This is a genomic window from Azospirillum agricola (genome assembly GCF_017876095.1).
Classification (GTDB): domain Bacteria; phylum Pseudomonadota; class Alphaproteobacteria; order Azospirillales; family Azospirillaceae; genus Azospirillum; species Azospirillum agricola.
In genome coordinates this window covers 252,218-266,649 of the sequence record NZ_JAGINM010000006.1, presented here as the reverse complement: position 1 = coordinate 266,649, position 14,432 = coordinate 252,218, and the positions used below count along the sequence as shown (strand labels likewise).

Annotated in this window: 14 protein-coding genes; 7 read left to right on the top strand and 7 right to left on the bottom strand. The window is 72.5% G+C overall.

Annotated elements, in window-relative coordinates; translation table 11 throughout:
* Nucleotides 1-40: 40 nt before the first annotated feature.
* The 7 genes from J2847_RS11305 to J2847_RS11275 all read left to right on the top strand — a co-directional run bounded on the left by J2847_RS11305 (nucleotide 41) and on the right by J2847_RS11275 (nucleotide 4,806).
* Nucleotides 41-925, top strand: a complete 885-nt coding sequence (locus tag J2847_RS11305) for an alpha/beta fold hydrolase (RefSeq protein WP_209779073.1) — start codon at nucleotides 41-43, stop codon at nucleotides 923-925.
* Between the two features lie 208 nt (nucleotides 926-1,133).
* Nucleotides 1,134-1,607, top strand: a complete 474-nt coding sequence (locus tag J2847_RS11300) for a hypothetical protein (RefSeq protein ID WP_209779072.1) — start codon at nucleotides 1,134-1,136, stop codon at nucleotides 1,605-1,607.
* A 64-nt stretch (nucleotides 1,608-1,671) separates the two neighbouring features.
* On the top strand, nucleotides 1,672-2,127 hold the full coding sequence (locus J2847_RS11295) for a hypothetical protein (protein ID WP_209779071.1): 456 nt from the start codon (nucleotides 1,672-1,674) through the stop codon (nucleotides 2,125-2,127).
* 88 nt (nucleotides 2,128-2,215) lie between these two features.
* The gene (locus tag J2847_RS11290) at nucleotides 2,216-2,695 is read left to right on the top strand and encodes a hypothetical protein (protein ID WP_209779070.1); all 480 of its coding nucleotides are present in this window, start codon (nucleotides 2,216-2,218) and stop codon (nucleotides 2,693-2,695) included.
* A 120-nt stretch (nucleotides 2,696-2,815) separates the two neighbouring features.
* Nucleotides 2,816-3,526, top strand: a complete 711-nt coding sequence (locus J2847_RS11285) for a Crp/Fnr family transcriptional regulator (protein ID WP_209779069.1) — start codon at nucleotides 2,816-2,818, stop codon at nucleotides 3,524-3,526.
* 118 nt (nucleotides 3,527-3,644) lie between these two features.
* A complete protein-coding gene (locus tag J2847_RS11280; RefSeq protein WP_085557685.1) occupies nucleotides 3,645-3,896 on the top strand; it encodes a hypothetical protein in 252 nt (83 codons plus the stop codon).
* 46 nt (nucleotides 3,897-3,942) lie between these two features.
* Nucleotides 3,943-4,806 (top strand): hypothetical protein, encoded by an 864-nt coding sequence (locus tag J2847_RS11275; protein ID WP_209779068.1) that lies wholly within the window; start codon nucleotides 3,943-3,945, stop codon nucleotides 4,804-4,806.
* Between the two features lie 29 nt (nucleotides 4,807-4,835).
* On the opposite strand, the gene J2847_RS11270 is transcribed toward J2847_RS11275, so the two are convergent.
* The 7 genes from J2847_RS11270 to J2847_RS11240 all read right to left on the bottom strand — a co-directional run bounded on the left by J2847_RS11270 (nucleotide 4,836) and on the right by J2847_RS11240 (nucleotide 14,426).
* Complete coding sequence (locus tag J2847_RS11270; RefSeq protein WP_209779067.1) at nucleotides 4,836-7,442, bottom strand: SUMF1/EgtB/PvdO family nonheme iron enzyme; 2,607 nt, start codon at nucleotides 7,440-7,442, stop codon at nucleotides 4,836-4,838.
* Nucleotides 7,443-7,676: 234 nt separating this feature from the next.
* The gene (locus J2847_RS11265) at nucleotides 7,677-9,575 is read right to left on the bottom strand and encodes an adenylate/guanylate cyclase domain-containing protein (protein WP_209779066.1); all 1,899 of its coding nucleotides are present in this window, start codon (nucleotides 9,573-9,575) and stop codon (nucleotides 7,677-7,679) included.
* A gap of 1 nt (nucleotide 9,576) precedes the next feature.
* Complete coding sequence (locus J2847_RS11260; RefSeq protein WP_209779065.1) at nucleotides 9,577-10,809, bottom strand: DUF4384 domain-containing protein; 1,233 nt, start codon at nucleotides 10,807-10,809, stop codon at nucleotides 9,577-9,579.
* Between the two features lie 57 nt (nucleotides 10,810-10,866).
* Nucleotides 10,867-11,208: a hypothetical protein gene (locus J2847_RS11255; protein WP_209779064.1), complete on the bottom strand. Its 342-nt coding sequence runs from the start codon at nucleotides 11,206-11,208 to the stop codon at nucleotides 10,867-10,869.
* 36 nt (nucleotides 11,209-11,244) lie between these two features.
* The gene (locus tag J2847_RS11250) at nucleotides 11,245-12,018 is read right to left on the bottom strand and encodes an OmpA family protein (RefSeq protein WP_209779063.1); all 774 of its coding nucleotides are present in this window, start codon (nucleotides 12,016-12,018) and stop codon (nucleotides 11,245-11,247) included.
* A 137-nt stretch (nucleotides 12,019-12,155) separates the two neighbouring features.
* Nucleotides 12,156-13,787 (bottom strand): DUF4384 domain-containing protein, encoded by a 1,632-nt coding sequence (locus J2847_RS11245; protein WP_209779062.1) that lies wholly within the window; start codon nucleotides 13,785-13,787, stop codon nucleotides 12,156-12,158.
* 48 nt (nucleotides 13,788-13,835) lie between these two features.
* A complete protein-coding gene (locus J2847_RS11240) occupies nucleotides 13,836-14,426 on the bottom strand; it encodes a DUF4399 domain-containing protein (RefSeq protein WP_233474446.1) in 591 nt (196 codons plus the stop codon).
* Nucleotides 14,427-14,432 lie beyond the last annotated feature (6 nt).

Here is a 14,432-nt window from a genome sequence, read left to right as displayed (position 1 = left end):
TGGAGGCCGATCGGGCTTCTGGACGCAACGGGGGGCAACGATGTTCGAGGGATTCACGGAACGGCGCATCCGCGTCACGGGCGTGGAGATCCAGGCGCGGATCGGTGGGGCGGGGCCGCCCCTGCTGCTTCTCCACGGCTTCCCGCAGTCCCATGTGATGTGGCACCGGGTCGCCCCACGGTTGGCGCAGCGCTTCACCGTCGTCGCCACCGACCTGCGCGGCTACGGCCGTTCCTCCAAGCCGCCGGGCGATCCGGAGCACCTGACCTACTGCAAGCGCAGCACCGCCCGCGACCAGGTGGAGGCGATGGCGGCGCTGGGCTTCGACCGTTTCCGGCTCGCCGGGCACGACCGTGGCGCCCGCGTGGCGCACCGGCTGACGCTCGACCATCCGGACGCGGTGGAGAGCGTCGCCTTCCTCGACATCATCCCGACCGTCGAGGTGTTCGAGCGCGCCGACCAGGCGATGGCCACCGCCTATTTCCACTGGTTCTTCCTGATCCAGCCCAACGGCCTGCCCGAGCACATGATCGGGCTGGATCCCGACTATTACCTGCGGCGCACGCTGGGCTCCTGGGGGTCGGCGCCCGACACCTTCGGCGAGGAGGCGGTCGCCGCCTACCGCGAGGCGTTCCGCGATCCGGTCGCCGTCCACGCCATGTGCGAGGATTACCGCGCCGCCGCCGGCATCGACCTCATCCACGACCGCATCGACCGCGACGCCGGCCGGGTCGTGACCTGTCCGGCGCTGGCGCTGTGGGGCTCGCGCAGCACGGTCGGCCGCCTCTACCCCGACCCGCTGGCGATCTGGCGCCGCTACGCCCCCGCCATCCGGGGGACGGCGCTTCCCGCCGGCCATTTCCTGCCGGAGGAACGGCCGGAGGAGACGGCGGACGCGCTGCTCGCCTTCTTCGGGGAGAAATAGGGCGGGACCGGGTGGGAAAGGCGCCGGCAGGGAAAGAGCACGGGTTTGTGGCGCGGCTCACAGCGGGGGATCCGGAGCGGGATTAGTGTCCGGTCATCGAGACGGTGACAGGGCAGACGGCCAGGACGGCCAGCCACCGCCGGCCTCGCCTCCCTCCTCCCCGCCCCTTATTCCCGCCCCTTATTCCCGCCATGAAGGAAGACGCGCCATGATCCGCACCGCCCTGTTCGCCGGCTTCGCCACCGTCGCCCTGCTGTCGGCCCCGGCCTTCGCCCAGAACGTCAGCTCGATCTCGAACACCGCGGCCGGCGTCGGCAACGTGGCGCTTCAGTCGGCGATGACCCGGCAGGCGACCGGCGGCAGCATCCTCGGCACCGCCAACACCGCCGACGTCAGCAACCTGGCGGCGGGTGTCGGCAACGTCGCCCGCCAGGGCGCCACCGTGATGCAGGGCGGCCCCGGCCGCGTCCTCGGCGCCCCGCTGGTCGGCGGCGGCTCCAACACCGCCATCGTCGGCAACACGGCGGCCGGCATCGGCAACCGCGCCTCGCAGAGCGCCCTGGTCCAGCAGTTCGGCAGCCGCTCCCCGCTGCCCGGCGGCGGCAACCTCGGCAACGTCCAGAACCTGTCGGCCGGCATCGGCAATTTCGCCGGGCAGCGCGCCCTCCTCCAGCAGCGCTGAGCAATCCCCGCAACGCCCTGCCGCAACCCTCTCGCCGCAAACATTCGCCGAGGAGATCGCCATCATGATCCGCTCCGTCCTGCTCAGCGGTTTCGCCGTCGCCCTGCTCGCCGCCCCCGCCATGGCCGACAATGTACCGGTGCGTCCCGGCGCCTTCCCCGGCTTCGGCGGGTTGACCTCCACCAACGTCGGGACCTCCACCAACACGGCGGCGGGCATCGGCAACAGCGCCCAGCAGCGGGTAATGACGATGCAGGGCACGCCCGGCGGCGGTCTGGCCGGCGGCGGTCTGGTCAACCCGCTGGTCAGCACCAACGTCGGCGTGGCGACCAACACGGCGGCCGGCATCGGCAACAGCGCCCAGCAGCGCGTTCTCGGCATGCAGGGCAACGGTGTGCAGGTCGGGCTGAACATGACGGGGCGCGGGCCGCTGGTCAGCACCAACGTCGATCTGGCCACCAACGTGGCGGCCGGTCTCGGCAACGTCGCCGGCCAGCGGGGTCTGGCCCGGCAGCGCTGAGGCGATCATCCCATCGGGCCGGCCGGCAACGCGGAGGCGCTGCCGGCCGGCTCCGTTCTCCGCATCCCCGGAACGAGGGGGGAATCCCATGCCGAACGCCACGCTGTCCCTGTTGCTGCTGCTCGGCGCCGTCGCCGCGCTTCAGCCCACCCCGTCGCAGGCCGCCTTCACCGTGTGCCGGACGGTCAACGGCCGCAGCGTCTGCTCGCAGAGCGGCGAGGCGCTGAGCTGCCAGACCGTCAACGGCAAGACCCAGTGCCTGAGCGGGTCGGGAACCATGCGCTGCGACACCGTCAACGGCAAGACGACCTGCTCGTCCTCGCCGGAGTCCGCGCGCGTCCCGCCTTCCGCGCTGGGACCGCTGCCGCTGCCGCCGGCCCTGCCGGACGAGGATTTGGACGGGGCGGAGGGGCTGCCGGCCCTGCCGCCCGGTTCGGGTGAGTGGAGCGGCTGGGGCGGCGGCCCCGTCGCCAGCCCCGTCGCCAGCTCCGTCGCCGTCGAGCGGACCGCCCATGGCCTGCGCGTGCGCACCGGCACGCTCGACCTGCAACTGGGTTCCCCGCGCTGATTTTTCCGCGAAAGGAGGGCCGGCGGAACGGCGAAGTACCGCCATTGGCGGCCCCGGCCCGGCGGCGGGGGCGATGCTAGGATGTTCCCCTCAAAACCCGATGGTCCAGAGAGGTCGGCCATGACCGTGAGCCGGATCGCGTTCGACAAGGAACTCGTCCTCGCCGGGCATTTCCTCCTCAAGCATCTCCAGCGCGAGGACCTGCACCGGCTCGCCGCCGGATCGCGGCTGACCTACCATCCCAGGAACGCGGTGATCTTCCAGAAGGGCGATCCCGGCAGCAGCATGATGGCGGTGGTGCGCGGGCGGGTGAAGATCTGCTCCCACTCGCTGGACGGCAAGGAGCTGGTGCTCAGCATCGTCAACCGCGGCGGGGTGTTCGGCGAGATCGCCCTGCTCGACGGCGAGCCGCGCACCGCCGACGCGGTGGCGCTGGAGGAGACCGACCTGCTGGTGCTCGATCGCACCCAGTTCCTACCCTTCCTGACGGCGCGGCCCGAGGTGGCCATGCGCCTGCTCGGCGTGCTGTGCAAGCGGCTGCGCCAGACCAGCGAGCATCTGGAGGACACGCTGTTCCTGGAGGCGTCCTCGCGCTTCGCCCGCGCGCTCGGCCGGCTGGCCGACTCCTTCGGCCGTCCGGTGGCGGAGGGCCTGCAACTCGACATCAAGCTGTCGCAGCAGCAGCTCGGCTGCCTCGTCGGCGTGTCGCGGGAGAGCGTCAACAAGCTGCTGAACGAGTGGCAGCGCGGGGGCGTCATCCGGCTGGACGCCGGCCGCATCACCATCCTCGACCGCGAGGCGCTGGAGGATCTGGGCGAGAGCTGCGTTTGAGGGACGATGCGGGGGCGACTGTGGCCCCCGTCACAGCGGTGGGGTGCGGACGGCGTTAGGCTTCCTTCCATGCGGTGATCGTCACCGCGTCCGGGAGACAGCCCCAGGGAGACCGCCGATGTCCAAGCGTCCGACCTCCGACACCGCCTGTGGCACCGACGCGCCGCTCCCCCGCTGGAGCGCCGCCGACCGTTTCTTCGCCGATCTCGGCGTCCATGACAGCGCCTATGTGAAGCCGGTCCTGCTGGACGGCCGCAAGGCGGTCGCCGTGCACGCGGCGGACGGCCGGCTGCTCGATCACTTCTCCAGCGTCGAACTGGCCTCCGCCATCCTCCGCCAGGAGGATCTCGAACCGCTGCGCGTCCATTGAGCCTTTCCCGACCCCCCTCCTTCAACCGTCCTCCAGGGAGATTTCCATGCGGCGCGTCGGCTTTCTGCACGGCATTGCGGGGCTTCTGCTGACGGCCACGGCGGCCGGCGCGGTGGTGGGCGGGGAGGCGCGCGCCCAGGACATGGGCGGCATCGGCTTCGGGCCGGCCGGGGTCAGCGCCGCGAACCTTGCCCAAGCCTTCGCGCAGCCGGCCCGCCAGCCGGTCTTCGCCTCGGCGCGGCGCGGGACGCCGGCCGGCGCCATGGTGACGAATCCGGGCAAGAGCCGGAAGGAATTCCACCAGCAGCTCATCGCCAAGACGCGCGGCGACGCCGGTTTCCTGGCCGGCTTCAGCCAGGGCCAGGCGCTGGCGCCCAGCCGCAACCCGCCGCCGTCCTTCGAGCCGAGCGTGACCTTCATCGACGCGCCCTTCATCGTGAACAACATCAACAGCGCGCTGAACATCGCCATCGGCGAGGGCAACTCCACCGACCAGGGCGTGGTGACCGGCGGCGAGGGCGTGATCCTCGACCCCGGAGCCGGAAGGACGGCTCCGGAGGCTGCGGCCCCGGCGACCGCCGCCCCGGTGGCTACGGCGCCGGAGGTGGCGGCCGACCCGGCTCCCCCCCGCCCGCGCAACCGGCAGAAGGGCGCCGACGGTCCCAGGATGCCGAAGCTGCCGGAGGTGCCGCCGGTGGCGACGCAGGAGATGCCGAAGGTCCCGACCCTGCCGGGCACCGCCCCATCGGGCCAGCCCGACGCGCTGATGACCACGCTGGGCCCGCTGCCCTACCTGCCCTTCGCCATGAAGAACGGCGGCGTGCAGTTCAACAACGCCAACAGCGCCGTCAACATCGCGTCCGGCACCGGCAACTTCGCCGGACAGCGGGTCAAGTCGGTGCAGCGGTGAGGGGGGAGAGGCAGCGCCTGCACCGCCACTCAATTCAGATCGCGGGCGATGCGGAAGCCGTTGTTGAGGTAGCGGACGTCCTGGTCGTAAAGGTTGCGGACGGTGTCGGTGATGTCGGTCAGCGTGTTGCGCCAGGAACCGCCGCGCAGCACCCGCTTGCGGCAGTCGCCGCGCTGCCAGACGCCGCCGTCGGCCGGCGCCCCGGCATAGTCCTTGTTCCAGCAGTCGGCGACCCATTCCGCCACGCCGCCGTTCATGTCGTGCAGCCCGAAGGGGTTCGGCTTGAAGCTGCCGGCCGAGGCCGGGGTCAGCGGTTCCTGCGGGCCGCCGCAATTCTGGCAGTTGGCGAAGATGCCCTTGTCGCCGCCCCACCAGTAGGGGCCGCTGGTGCCGCCGCGCGCCGCGTACTCCCACTCCGCCTCGCTGGGCAGGCGGTAGCGCTGGCCGGTCTTCTGGCTCAGCCACTTCACGTAGGCCTGGGCGTCCTCCCAACTGATGTTGTAGACGGGCGTGCCATCGTTGGCGTTGGTCATGCGCGGCATGTTCGAGCAGCCGCCGCCCTGGACGCAGGCCCGCCATTCGCCGACCAGCACCTCGTAGGCGCTCATCGCGAAGGGCTTGGCGAGGGTGACGCGGTGCACCGGCCGTTCCGACGGGTCGCCCTTGTCGCTGCCCATCAGGAAGGAGCCGGCCGGCAGCCGCACCATCACCGGGCAGGTGTCGCAGTCCTGGAAGCTGTTGCCGGCGCCGTGGTTGCGCGCCCCGCCGTTCGATGGAGCGGCGGGTTGGGGATTGGGTTGGGACGCCGTGGTTTGCGGTGGTTGAGGGGCCGGTGGCTGGAAGGTCTGCGGCTGGGCCTGCTGCGGTTGCGGGGGCTTCGGCGGCGGCAGGGCGGCGATCACCGCCGGGGCGGGCGTCCCGCCCGATCCGCCGCCCGATCCGCCGCCGCCGCTGTTGCCGGAGAGCGCGGGCTGCTCGGACGCGCGCGCGTTGCCGCGCAGCTGGTCGATCCGCTGGCGCGCCGCCGCCGCGAAGGTGCCGTTGCCGAACAGGCGCAGATACGCCTCGATCTCGTTGACGTTGTTGCTGGTCCGCACCCGCTGCCACACCGTCTCCTCGGCGTTGGCGGCGAGCGGCGGGGTACCGGGCTCGGCGATCTCCACAGAGACCGTCCCGCGCGACACGCCGCCGCGCCCGTCGTCGGCGGTGAAGGCGAAGGCGCCGGCCGGACCGGGCGCCGCCCCCGACGGCTCGAAGACCAGGCCGGTCAGCACCTCGGTCGTCAGGATCTCGCCGGGGCGGATCATGCGGTCGCCGCTCACCACATGGCCGCGCTCGGGCACGGCGGTGACGGTGATGGTCAGCGGATCGCCGTCGGGATCGACAGGCGCCTCGATCCGCAGCGGGTTGGGCGTCGCCATCACCCGCTTTTCGGAGATCAGCACCGGCGGCCGGTTGCTCGGCCGGATGGTGATGGGGACGAAGCCGCGCACGTTGCCGCCGCGCCCGTCCATCACCACGAACTCGAAGCCGCCGGCGTCGCCGCGCAGGCTGGCGTCGGGCTTGAAGCTGGTCGCGGCGAGCTGCTCCACCGTCAGGTAGTCGCCGATCAGCACGCTGCGCTCGCCGATGCGGATGGTGCCGCCGCGCGGCAGGCCGGTGACGCGGGCGAAGAGCTGGTCGTCGTCGGGGTCGGTCGGCTGGCTGATGCGCAGCGGTTCCGGGTCGGCGCGGTCGGCGACGGTGATCGGCCGCGTCTCGGCCAGCAGCGGCGGCCGGTTGGGCGGGCGCGGGTTGAAGTAGAAGGGGGTGGCGCCGAGCGAGCCGTAGATGAAGGGATCCTGGCGGCCGTCGGTCGCCTGCTTGACCGTGTCGCGGACGTTGCGGAAGAACAGGCTCAGCTCAAGCCCCGGTGTCGCCAGATGCTGGAGCAGGGCGGCGGTGTAGGGGCTGTGCTCGCCGGTGCCGTCCTCGGCGAGCTGGTCGGCGCGGGTCGCCATGGCGACCAGCGTGTCGCTCGGGGTGTCGTCGACCCGGCCGAAGCCGGGATGCGCCTGGGTCTTGTTGGTGCCGGTGCGGGTCAGCCGGTCGACGAAGGGGTTGTTGCGGCAGGCGTCGAGAATCATGATGCCGAGCTTGCGCGCCTGCGCCAGCTCGCCGAGCGGCAGGTTCAGCGGCACCGCCTCGTAAACGAGGTCGCGCTCGCGCTCCAGCTGGGCGTCGGCCGGGATCAGATAGTTCGTGCCGGCGACCTGGATGCCGTGCCCGGCGTAGAACAGCACGGCCACGTCGGCCTGCGAGGCGCGGATGCCGAAGGCGCGCAGCGCCATGCTGAAGCCGCGGTTGTCGAGGTCGTACTGCTCCTCGACGGTGAAATCCAGGCCGCGCAGCGTCTCCGCCATGGCGCGGGCGTCGTTGCGCGGGTTGATCAGCTCCGGCGCGTGCTGGTAGCTGTTGACGCCGATGACCAGGGCGATGCGCTTCTCGGCCGCCGGTTGCGGCGTCGGCGGGCCGGCCGCCCGCGCGGCCACGGCCATGGTCAGCGCCATGGCGGCGATCAGCGCGGCAACCCAGAGGAACATGGTCGGCAGCGCGGGCACGGCGGACCAGCGCCGCTTCCCCCCTCCTTCCATCATATCGCCCCTCCCATCGTATCGCCTCCTTGCATCGCGGCGAAGCCCACGCCGCTGCGGCGTGTCGGGACATCCGGCGACCGGTTTTGGGATGAGTGTGGAGCATTTTATTGATCGGGCGGAGGGCTGCCAAGCCGCGCGATCAGCCTAACCCGTATAACGGAAAGGATGCACCCTCCATTGGGGCACTCCGTTGGGACAGGTCGGAAGCAGAAGTGCAGAACTGCCGCGCTTCCGTCACAAGGTGGTCTTTCCCGATTCTTCGGGCTCCACCAGCGTCCGGCCGGTCTCGTCTTCGGCGCCGTCGATGACCAGCCAGATGCGGACGGTCCTGGATTTCCCCTTCAGAGCCACCTCGCCGACCGGCAGCACGGCGATCCGGCCGCGCACCGCCCGGCAGGTCGGGTCGCCGATGATGATCCGGCAATGCGGGGAGGAGCGGGCGCCGACCGTCTTGGCGTGGCTTTCCAGCCGGGCCGCCGTGTTGGCGGTGTCGCCGAGCAGCGAGTATTCCATGTGCCGCAGCCCGCCCATGCTGCCGGCGACCAGCGGGCCGGTGTGGATGCCGACGCGCACGCCGACCGGCGGCAACCCCTCGTCGCGCCAGCGCTGGTTCAGCGTCGCCAGTTCGCGCCCCATCTGCACGGCGCAGCGTACCGCCCGCTCGGCGTCGGCGTCGATCTGCGCCTGGGTGGTGCGGGCGACCGGCACGCCGAACACCGCCAGGATGGCGTCGCCGACGAAGCGCAGCACCACCCCGTCATGGGCGGCGACGATGCGGACCATGGCGTCGAGATAGCCCTCCAGCCAGCGGATCAGCGGTTCCGGCTCCAGCGCCTCGCAGACGGTGGTGAAGCCCTCGATGTCGGAGAACAGCACGGTGGCGGTGAGCTGCTGCGGGCGCGGCCGGTTGCCGGCCATGAAGGTGGCGCGCTCGCGCCAGATCTCGTCGGCGACCGGCTGCGAGACGTGGTTGGCGAACAGATGCATCAGCACGCGGCGGTCGGCCCGCGCGCGCAGCGACAGGTGCGCGGCCATCGCCGCCGTGCCGCCGATCCACGCCATCGACGGCGCCATCAGCGGCACCAGCGGCCCGCCCTGGGCGAACAGCAGCGAGCCGCCGGCCCACAGCGCCGCGAGCGGAACGAGGCTGACCGCCGCCAGCAGCCCCGGCCCCAGGCCGGTCAGCGCCAGCCCGACCCCGGCGGCGGCGAGCGCCAGCGCCAGCGCCGCTTCCACGGGCAGCGGCAGGCGCGGGCTGGTGCGGCCGTCGAGCATCTGGGCCAGCACCTGCGCCTCGACGACCAGTCCGGGGGTGGCGGCGCCGGCCAGCGCCAGGGGCGTGCGGTGGCGGTCGATGCCGTTCAGCACGGTGCCGATCAGCACGATGCGCCCGGCCAGCCAGCCGGGCGGCAGCAGCGCCACCATCTCCGCCGGGTAGGCGGCGAAGGGCGGCTCGTCCGGCGTCGGGCCCACGCGCCAGTCGATGCGGAAGGGCTGGTCGGGCACCGTGGCCCCGGCAAGGGCGGCAAGGCTGGCCGGCAGGCTGGGTTCGCCACCCTCGCCGCGCGGCACATGCCAGCGCACGGTCGCGTCCAGGGGATCCTTGGCGAGGTTGGCGTGGCCGTGCCGCATGCCGTCGAGGAAGTTGCCGAGATAGCGGCGCTGCGCCTCGGTCAGCGGGGTCTGGGCCAGCGCGGTGATCGCCACCACGGGAACGCGGGCGTCGAGGATGCGGCGGCGCAGCCGCTCGTCCAGCGCGGGGATGGTCGGCTGGTCGAACAGGATGTCGATGCCGATGGCGCGGACGCGGGCGGCCTCCAGCCGGCCGATCAGGTCGGCGAGGAAGCCGCGGTCGATCGGCGAGCGGCAGACCAGCGTGGCGAAGCTGTCCTCGCCCAGCGTCACCAGCGCCACGCCGGGGTGCGGCGGCTGCGGCGGCGCCAGATGGGCGATCTGGAGATCGCTGAAGGTCTCGTCGGCCGAGCGCAGCGGCGGCACCAGATGGGTCAGCCCGACCGCCAGCGCCGCGACGGCGCCGGCGAGCAGGGCCGCCCGCCACGGCGCGACGCGGCCGTCCCCGCCGGACGCGGTTCCGGAATCCCCCCCGGATTCCTTCCCCCCGGATCCCCCCATGTCAGCGCACCCGCAGGATGACCTGGGTCATGACCACCTCGGTATCGCGCATCCCGTTCAGCGCGCGGTCGAGCTGCGCCACCGTCTCGGCGCTCATCGGGCGGAAGGCGTCGGCGCGGCCGGGCAGGTCGCCGCCCAGGTCGTGGTCGGCGGCGACGCAGCGCACCTCCATGTCGCCGGCGCTCTCGCCGGCCAGCAGCGGCAGCGGCATGCGGTCGCCCGGCATGGTCAGCGGCGTGTCGGCGGAGAGCTGGGCGCTGGTCCCGGACCCCGGCGGGAAGAAGGGGATGAGCTGGCCGCGCGTGTTGCGCAGGTAGCAGTAGACATGGGCGTCGCGGTTGGCCTGGAGCACCAGCCGGAACGGGTCGCCCGGCCGGTAGCTCGCCGCCGGCCCGCGGTCGGCGGCCAGATAGATGTCCAGCGGCACCACCGCGTCGCGCAGCGGGGCCAGCAGCGCCGCCGCCTGCCGGGCGCAGCCGGCGCCGGCCAGCCGCAGGGCCAGCGCCGCGCCGTTGGTCGCGCCGGGGGCGGCGGACGCGGCGTCGAGGGTGCGGAAGCGCAGCGTGTGGCGCGGCGTGCCGTCGGGGCCGCTGACGCGGAACTCGGCGCCGTCGCTCAGCGCCAGCTCGTTCGGCCAGGGGGCCGGGGCGTCGCCGGTCCAGGCCACCGTCGTGGACCCCTCGCGCCCGTTGGCGGCCAGTGAGATTTTGGCCAGGGCGGGATCCTGCGGCCGGGTCAGGCTCGGGCGCCCGCCGGCCGGAATGCAGTAGGTGCCGTCGATTCCGGGGTCGATGGCGAAGGCGCGCTCCGCCGCCTTGTTGAGCGGCGAGCCGAGCGAGCGGGCGGCGCCGAGGTCGGTCTGGACGAAGCGCTCGCCGCCCAGAAGCCCGCCGAGCGCCGGGCGGGTGCCGCCCTGGGCGCCTTGGTCCTGGGCGCTGTCGCGCAGGCTGTCGAACGGCCCGGCGTAGGGACCCTTGAGGCGCATCGTCCGCCCGCTGGCGAACAGCAGCATGACGCCGGCCCCTTCCGGCACCGTCACCGACGCGCCGTCGGCGACGACCTGCCCCAGCTTGTAGCCGGGGGCGGTGGAGGCGACGACCACCGCCTCGGCCGCCCGTGCGGCGGGAGCGGAAAGCGTCGCGGTCAGGGCGGTGGCGAGGGCGACGACCGCACCGGCGCACAGCCGGCTGGCCGGATGGGCGGCGCCAAGGCGGAATGCGGGACGGCGGATCATGGCGGGGACCTCATTCAATCGCGGGAGGGCCAGGGTGGGGCGAGTGCGGCCGCGCCCTCACTCATGCCCACCGAGCAGGCAGGCGGTGCGCGCCTGGGTCGTCACCGACACCGTGCCGTCGGCGTCGCCCGTCCGGCGGAAGCGCATGCCGTTCAACTGGCTGGCGATGCTCAGCGAGACGACGGCGAGGTCGGCCTCGTCGATGATCTTGCGGCCGTCCTGCCAGCATTGGACACGGACCTTGCCCTTCGGCACGCCGACGTCGACGCCCCCGGAGGCGGCCCCGACCGTCTTGCCGTCGCCCTTCCGGACGAGCGTCGCGTCGGCGTCTCTGGGCAGGGCAAGGAGTGGGAGCAGCAGCAGACCGGCCGCCGCAACACAGGACAACAGGCGTCTCATGGCGACCTCCGAAGGGTTGGGTGGGGGCGGGCCGGATCAGCGGGCCGGCTTGAACTCGACGCGGCGGTTGCGGCCGTCGTAGGGGTCGGGCATCACCGGCTCGGCCGGGCCCTTGCCGGCCACGGCGATGCGCTGCGGGTCGATGTGGTGCATGCGGACCAGATACTCGCCGACCGCCACGGCGCGGCGCTGCGACAGGGTCTGGTTGTAGGCGGCGCTGCCGACCGCGTCGGTGTGGCCCTCGACCACCAGCACGAGGCTGCTGTCCTGCGCCATCAGCCCGCCGACCGCGTCGATGTAGGGCTGGAACTCGCGCGGGATCTCGGCCGAGTTGAAGGCGAAGTTGATGCGGAAGCCGAAGGCGTTCGGCGCTGCCGGTTCCGGCGGGGGGGGCGGCTCGGGCAATGCCGCCTGCTGGCGCGCGTCGGGGGGAGCGGCCTGGCGGTCGATCGGGGGTTCGGGTTGGGGTTGCGCCTTGGCGACGGGGCGCGGCTGCGCCTTGGGCGGCACGGCTTTCGCGGGCGCGGGCTCCGGGGCGGAGGCGGCGTCCGACGGGTAGTTCGCCTGCTCGGTCGGGCGCTGGCGCTGGGCGGCGCTGTTGGCGACGCCGCCCATGATCTCGATGCTGCGGGTGCGCGGCTTGGGCGCCACCACCTCGCGCAGCTCGTCGACGGTCGGCGGCCGGTCGAACATCAGGACGCTCGACGAACCGCTGCCCTCCATGGTCTGGGCCAGCGCCGGCCCGGCGCAGGCGATCGCGAGGGCCGGAAGAACGAGGCGGGCCAAGGCCCTCCGGATGTGCGTCGACATAGCAATCTCCCAAGGAAGGAAGGGGTTCGGCGAGAGCGCCTTCTGTTGCATCCGCCGTCTGTTGCTCCATTTCTAGCACCGCCCCCGGCGGCCTTCTGTGAGCCGGGCCACAGAAGGCCGCCGATGGCCTTGCAGCCTCACTCGCGCAGGGCGACCGGCCCCGGCAGTACCTGGATGCCCATCCGCTTCGACCGCGCGGCGCCGCCGGACGCGCCGGCGAAGGCCTCCAGCACGTTGTCCAGCGTGGCGCCGGGGATCGGTTGCAGATCCTCGGTCTTGAAGCGGTCGGGCAGCCGCACGCCCATCTCGTCGCGCGTCGCCACGCAGGCGATGGCCTCCTGGTCGCCGACCCGGTCCATGCGCAGGTTGAAGGGCTTCTGGTTGCCCGGCGGGATCTCGACCTGCCGGTTGGCCTCGACGAAGGCGTCGGGCTGGAAGCGGTTGGGGTAGATGCGGGCGACCGTCCCGCCCGTGTCCTGGTAGTAGCAGTAGACGAAGCCGTCGGCGGTCGGCGACACCCGCACCACCAGCGGCTCGCCCAGCCGGTAGCGCGGCTTCGGCCCGCGGTCGGACGACAGGGCGAGGTCGGGACCGGCCCCGGCCGGCGCCGGGGGCGCGTGCGGCAGCCCCTCGCCGCCGGAGTTGCCGACCGCCTGCAACCGTTCCGGCGCCACCTGCTGGCGGCCCGACGGCTGGCCGAGCATGCGCTGGTAGAGGTCGAAGTCGATCCGCCCGGTGGCGATCAGGTCATGGTCGGCCTGGTAGCGCGACACGGCGGCGCGGGTCTGCTCGTTCAACTCGCCGGTGACGGTGCCGTCGTAATAGCCGTCGGCGACCAGCGTGCGCTGGACGAAGGTGACGCGCTGGGCCGCCGGCATGCCGTCGAACCAGTCGCGCGCCTGCCCCATGAAGGCCGGGTTGGTCTGGTCGATGCCCAGGCATTGCCAGTAGGGGGTGCGCGTCAGCTTGCCCAGCACCTCGATGGTGCTGAGTTCCACCAGCGTGCGGACCGCCTGGTGCAGCCCCTCCGATTTGTTGAAGGAGACGTTGAAGGTCAGGCCGGCCTTGCCGATCAGCGCCCCGCCGTCGGCCCCCTTGCCCGAGGTCAGCACGGCCAGCGAGTTGCTCGCCGACATGCCGGGGATGATCTGGCGGGTCACCAGCTCGCCGACGTTGAGGTCGACCGAGATCATCGACGCCACCTGATCGGCCGAAACGCCGAGGTCGAACTTGGGCAGCGAGATGCCGGCGCCCGCCGACTCGCTGACCACGTTGTCGTCGAGCTGGGTGATGGCGCCACGGATGTAGTAGGAGGGGGCGCGGAAGTTGGGCTGCACGCCGATCATCCAGTACAGCGCGTTGACGTCGTCGAGCGCCGGCTCGAAATCGACGAAGCGGAAGGCGTTGGAGCGCTCCGACATGCGGCTGACGGCGGTGATCAGCATGTCCTTGGTGCCGCCGGCGACACGGCCGGTGGCGTCGGGGATGCCGTTGCTGGTGATGTAGATGTCGTGCTTGCCGTGGGCGGCCATCAGCCCGTCCATGCAGCGCAGCGCTTCGCTGAAGCTGCTGATGGTGCGGACGGCCGGCGTCTTGGGCTGCTGCACCACGGACACCTTCTCGCCGGCGGTGAAGCAGCCGGCCAGCGGCAGCGCCAGCAGCAGGGCCGCCAGCGCGGCGCATCGGCCCGCGGCGCATCGGCCCGCGGCGCATCGGCCCGCCGCGCGTCGGCCGGACGGCGGAACGGACTCCTTGCCTGAAACTCCCATGCCTGCGGTCTCCATGCTGCTGCGGAACGGCGGGGTCGGATGGTGGATTCAGCGCGCCGAGACCTGCGCGCCGCGCTTGCCCTGGACGGTGATGGTGATGACCTTCGAGACGATCGGCGGGTCGTGGGGGACGTGGTTGGAATCCGCCAGGACCAGTTGCAGCGTGTGCCGGCCGGGCGGCAGCTCCAGATAGGTTTCGGTCTGGCCGGCGCCGAAATGGAGGTGCTGCTTGTCGTTGGGGATCGGCTCGTCGAACCTGGTCAGCGGGGTGTCGATCAGCAGATGATGGTGGCCGGTGTTGTCGCGGGTCACGCCGGCCGGGGCGACGCCGAAGTTGCGCAGCCCGAACCACACCTTGAAGCGCGGGCCGACGACCATCCCGTCGTTCGGCCAGCCGATGTAGAGGTGGGCGTCCTTGCGTCCGGCGGCCCGCCCGGTCAAGGGGGAGTCGACCGGGGCCGGGCCGGGCGCGTCGGCCTCGGGCGAGACGGCGCCGTGGTCGTGGCTGCCCGGCTGGCCTGCCGGTTGCTGACCGGCGGGCTGCTGTCCCGACGCGGCCCCGGCGGCGAGAAGGAAACCGGCCGTCATGGCGGCGGCCAGAAGCGTGCGTGCCGGCATCATGTGCGTGGGCGTGGTCATGCGGTC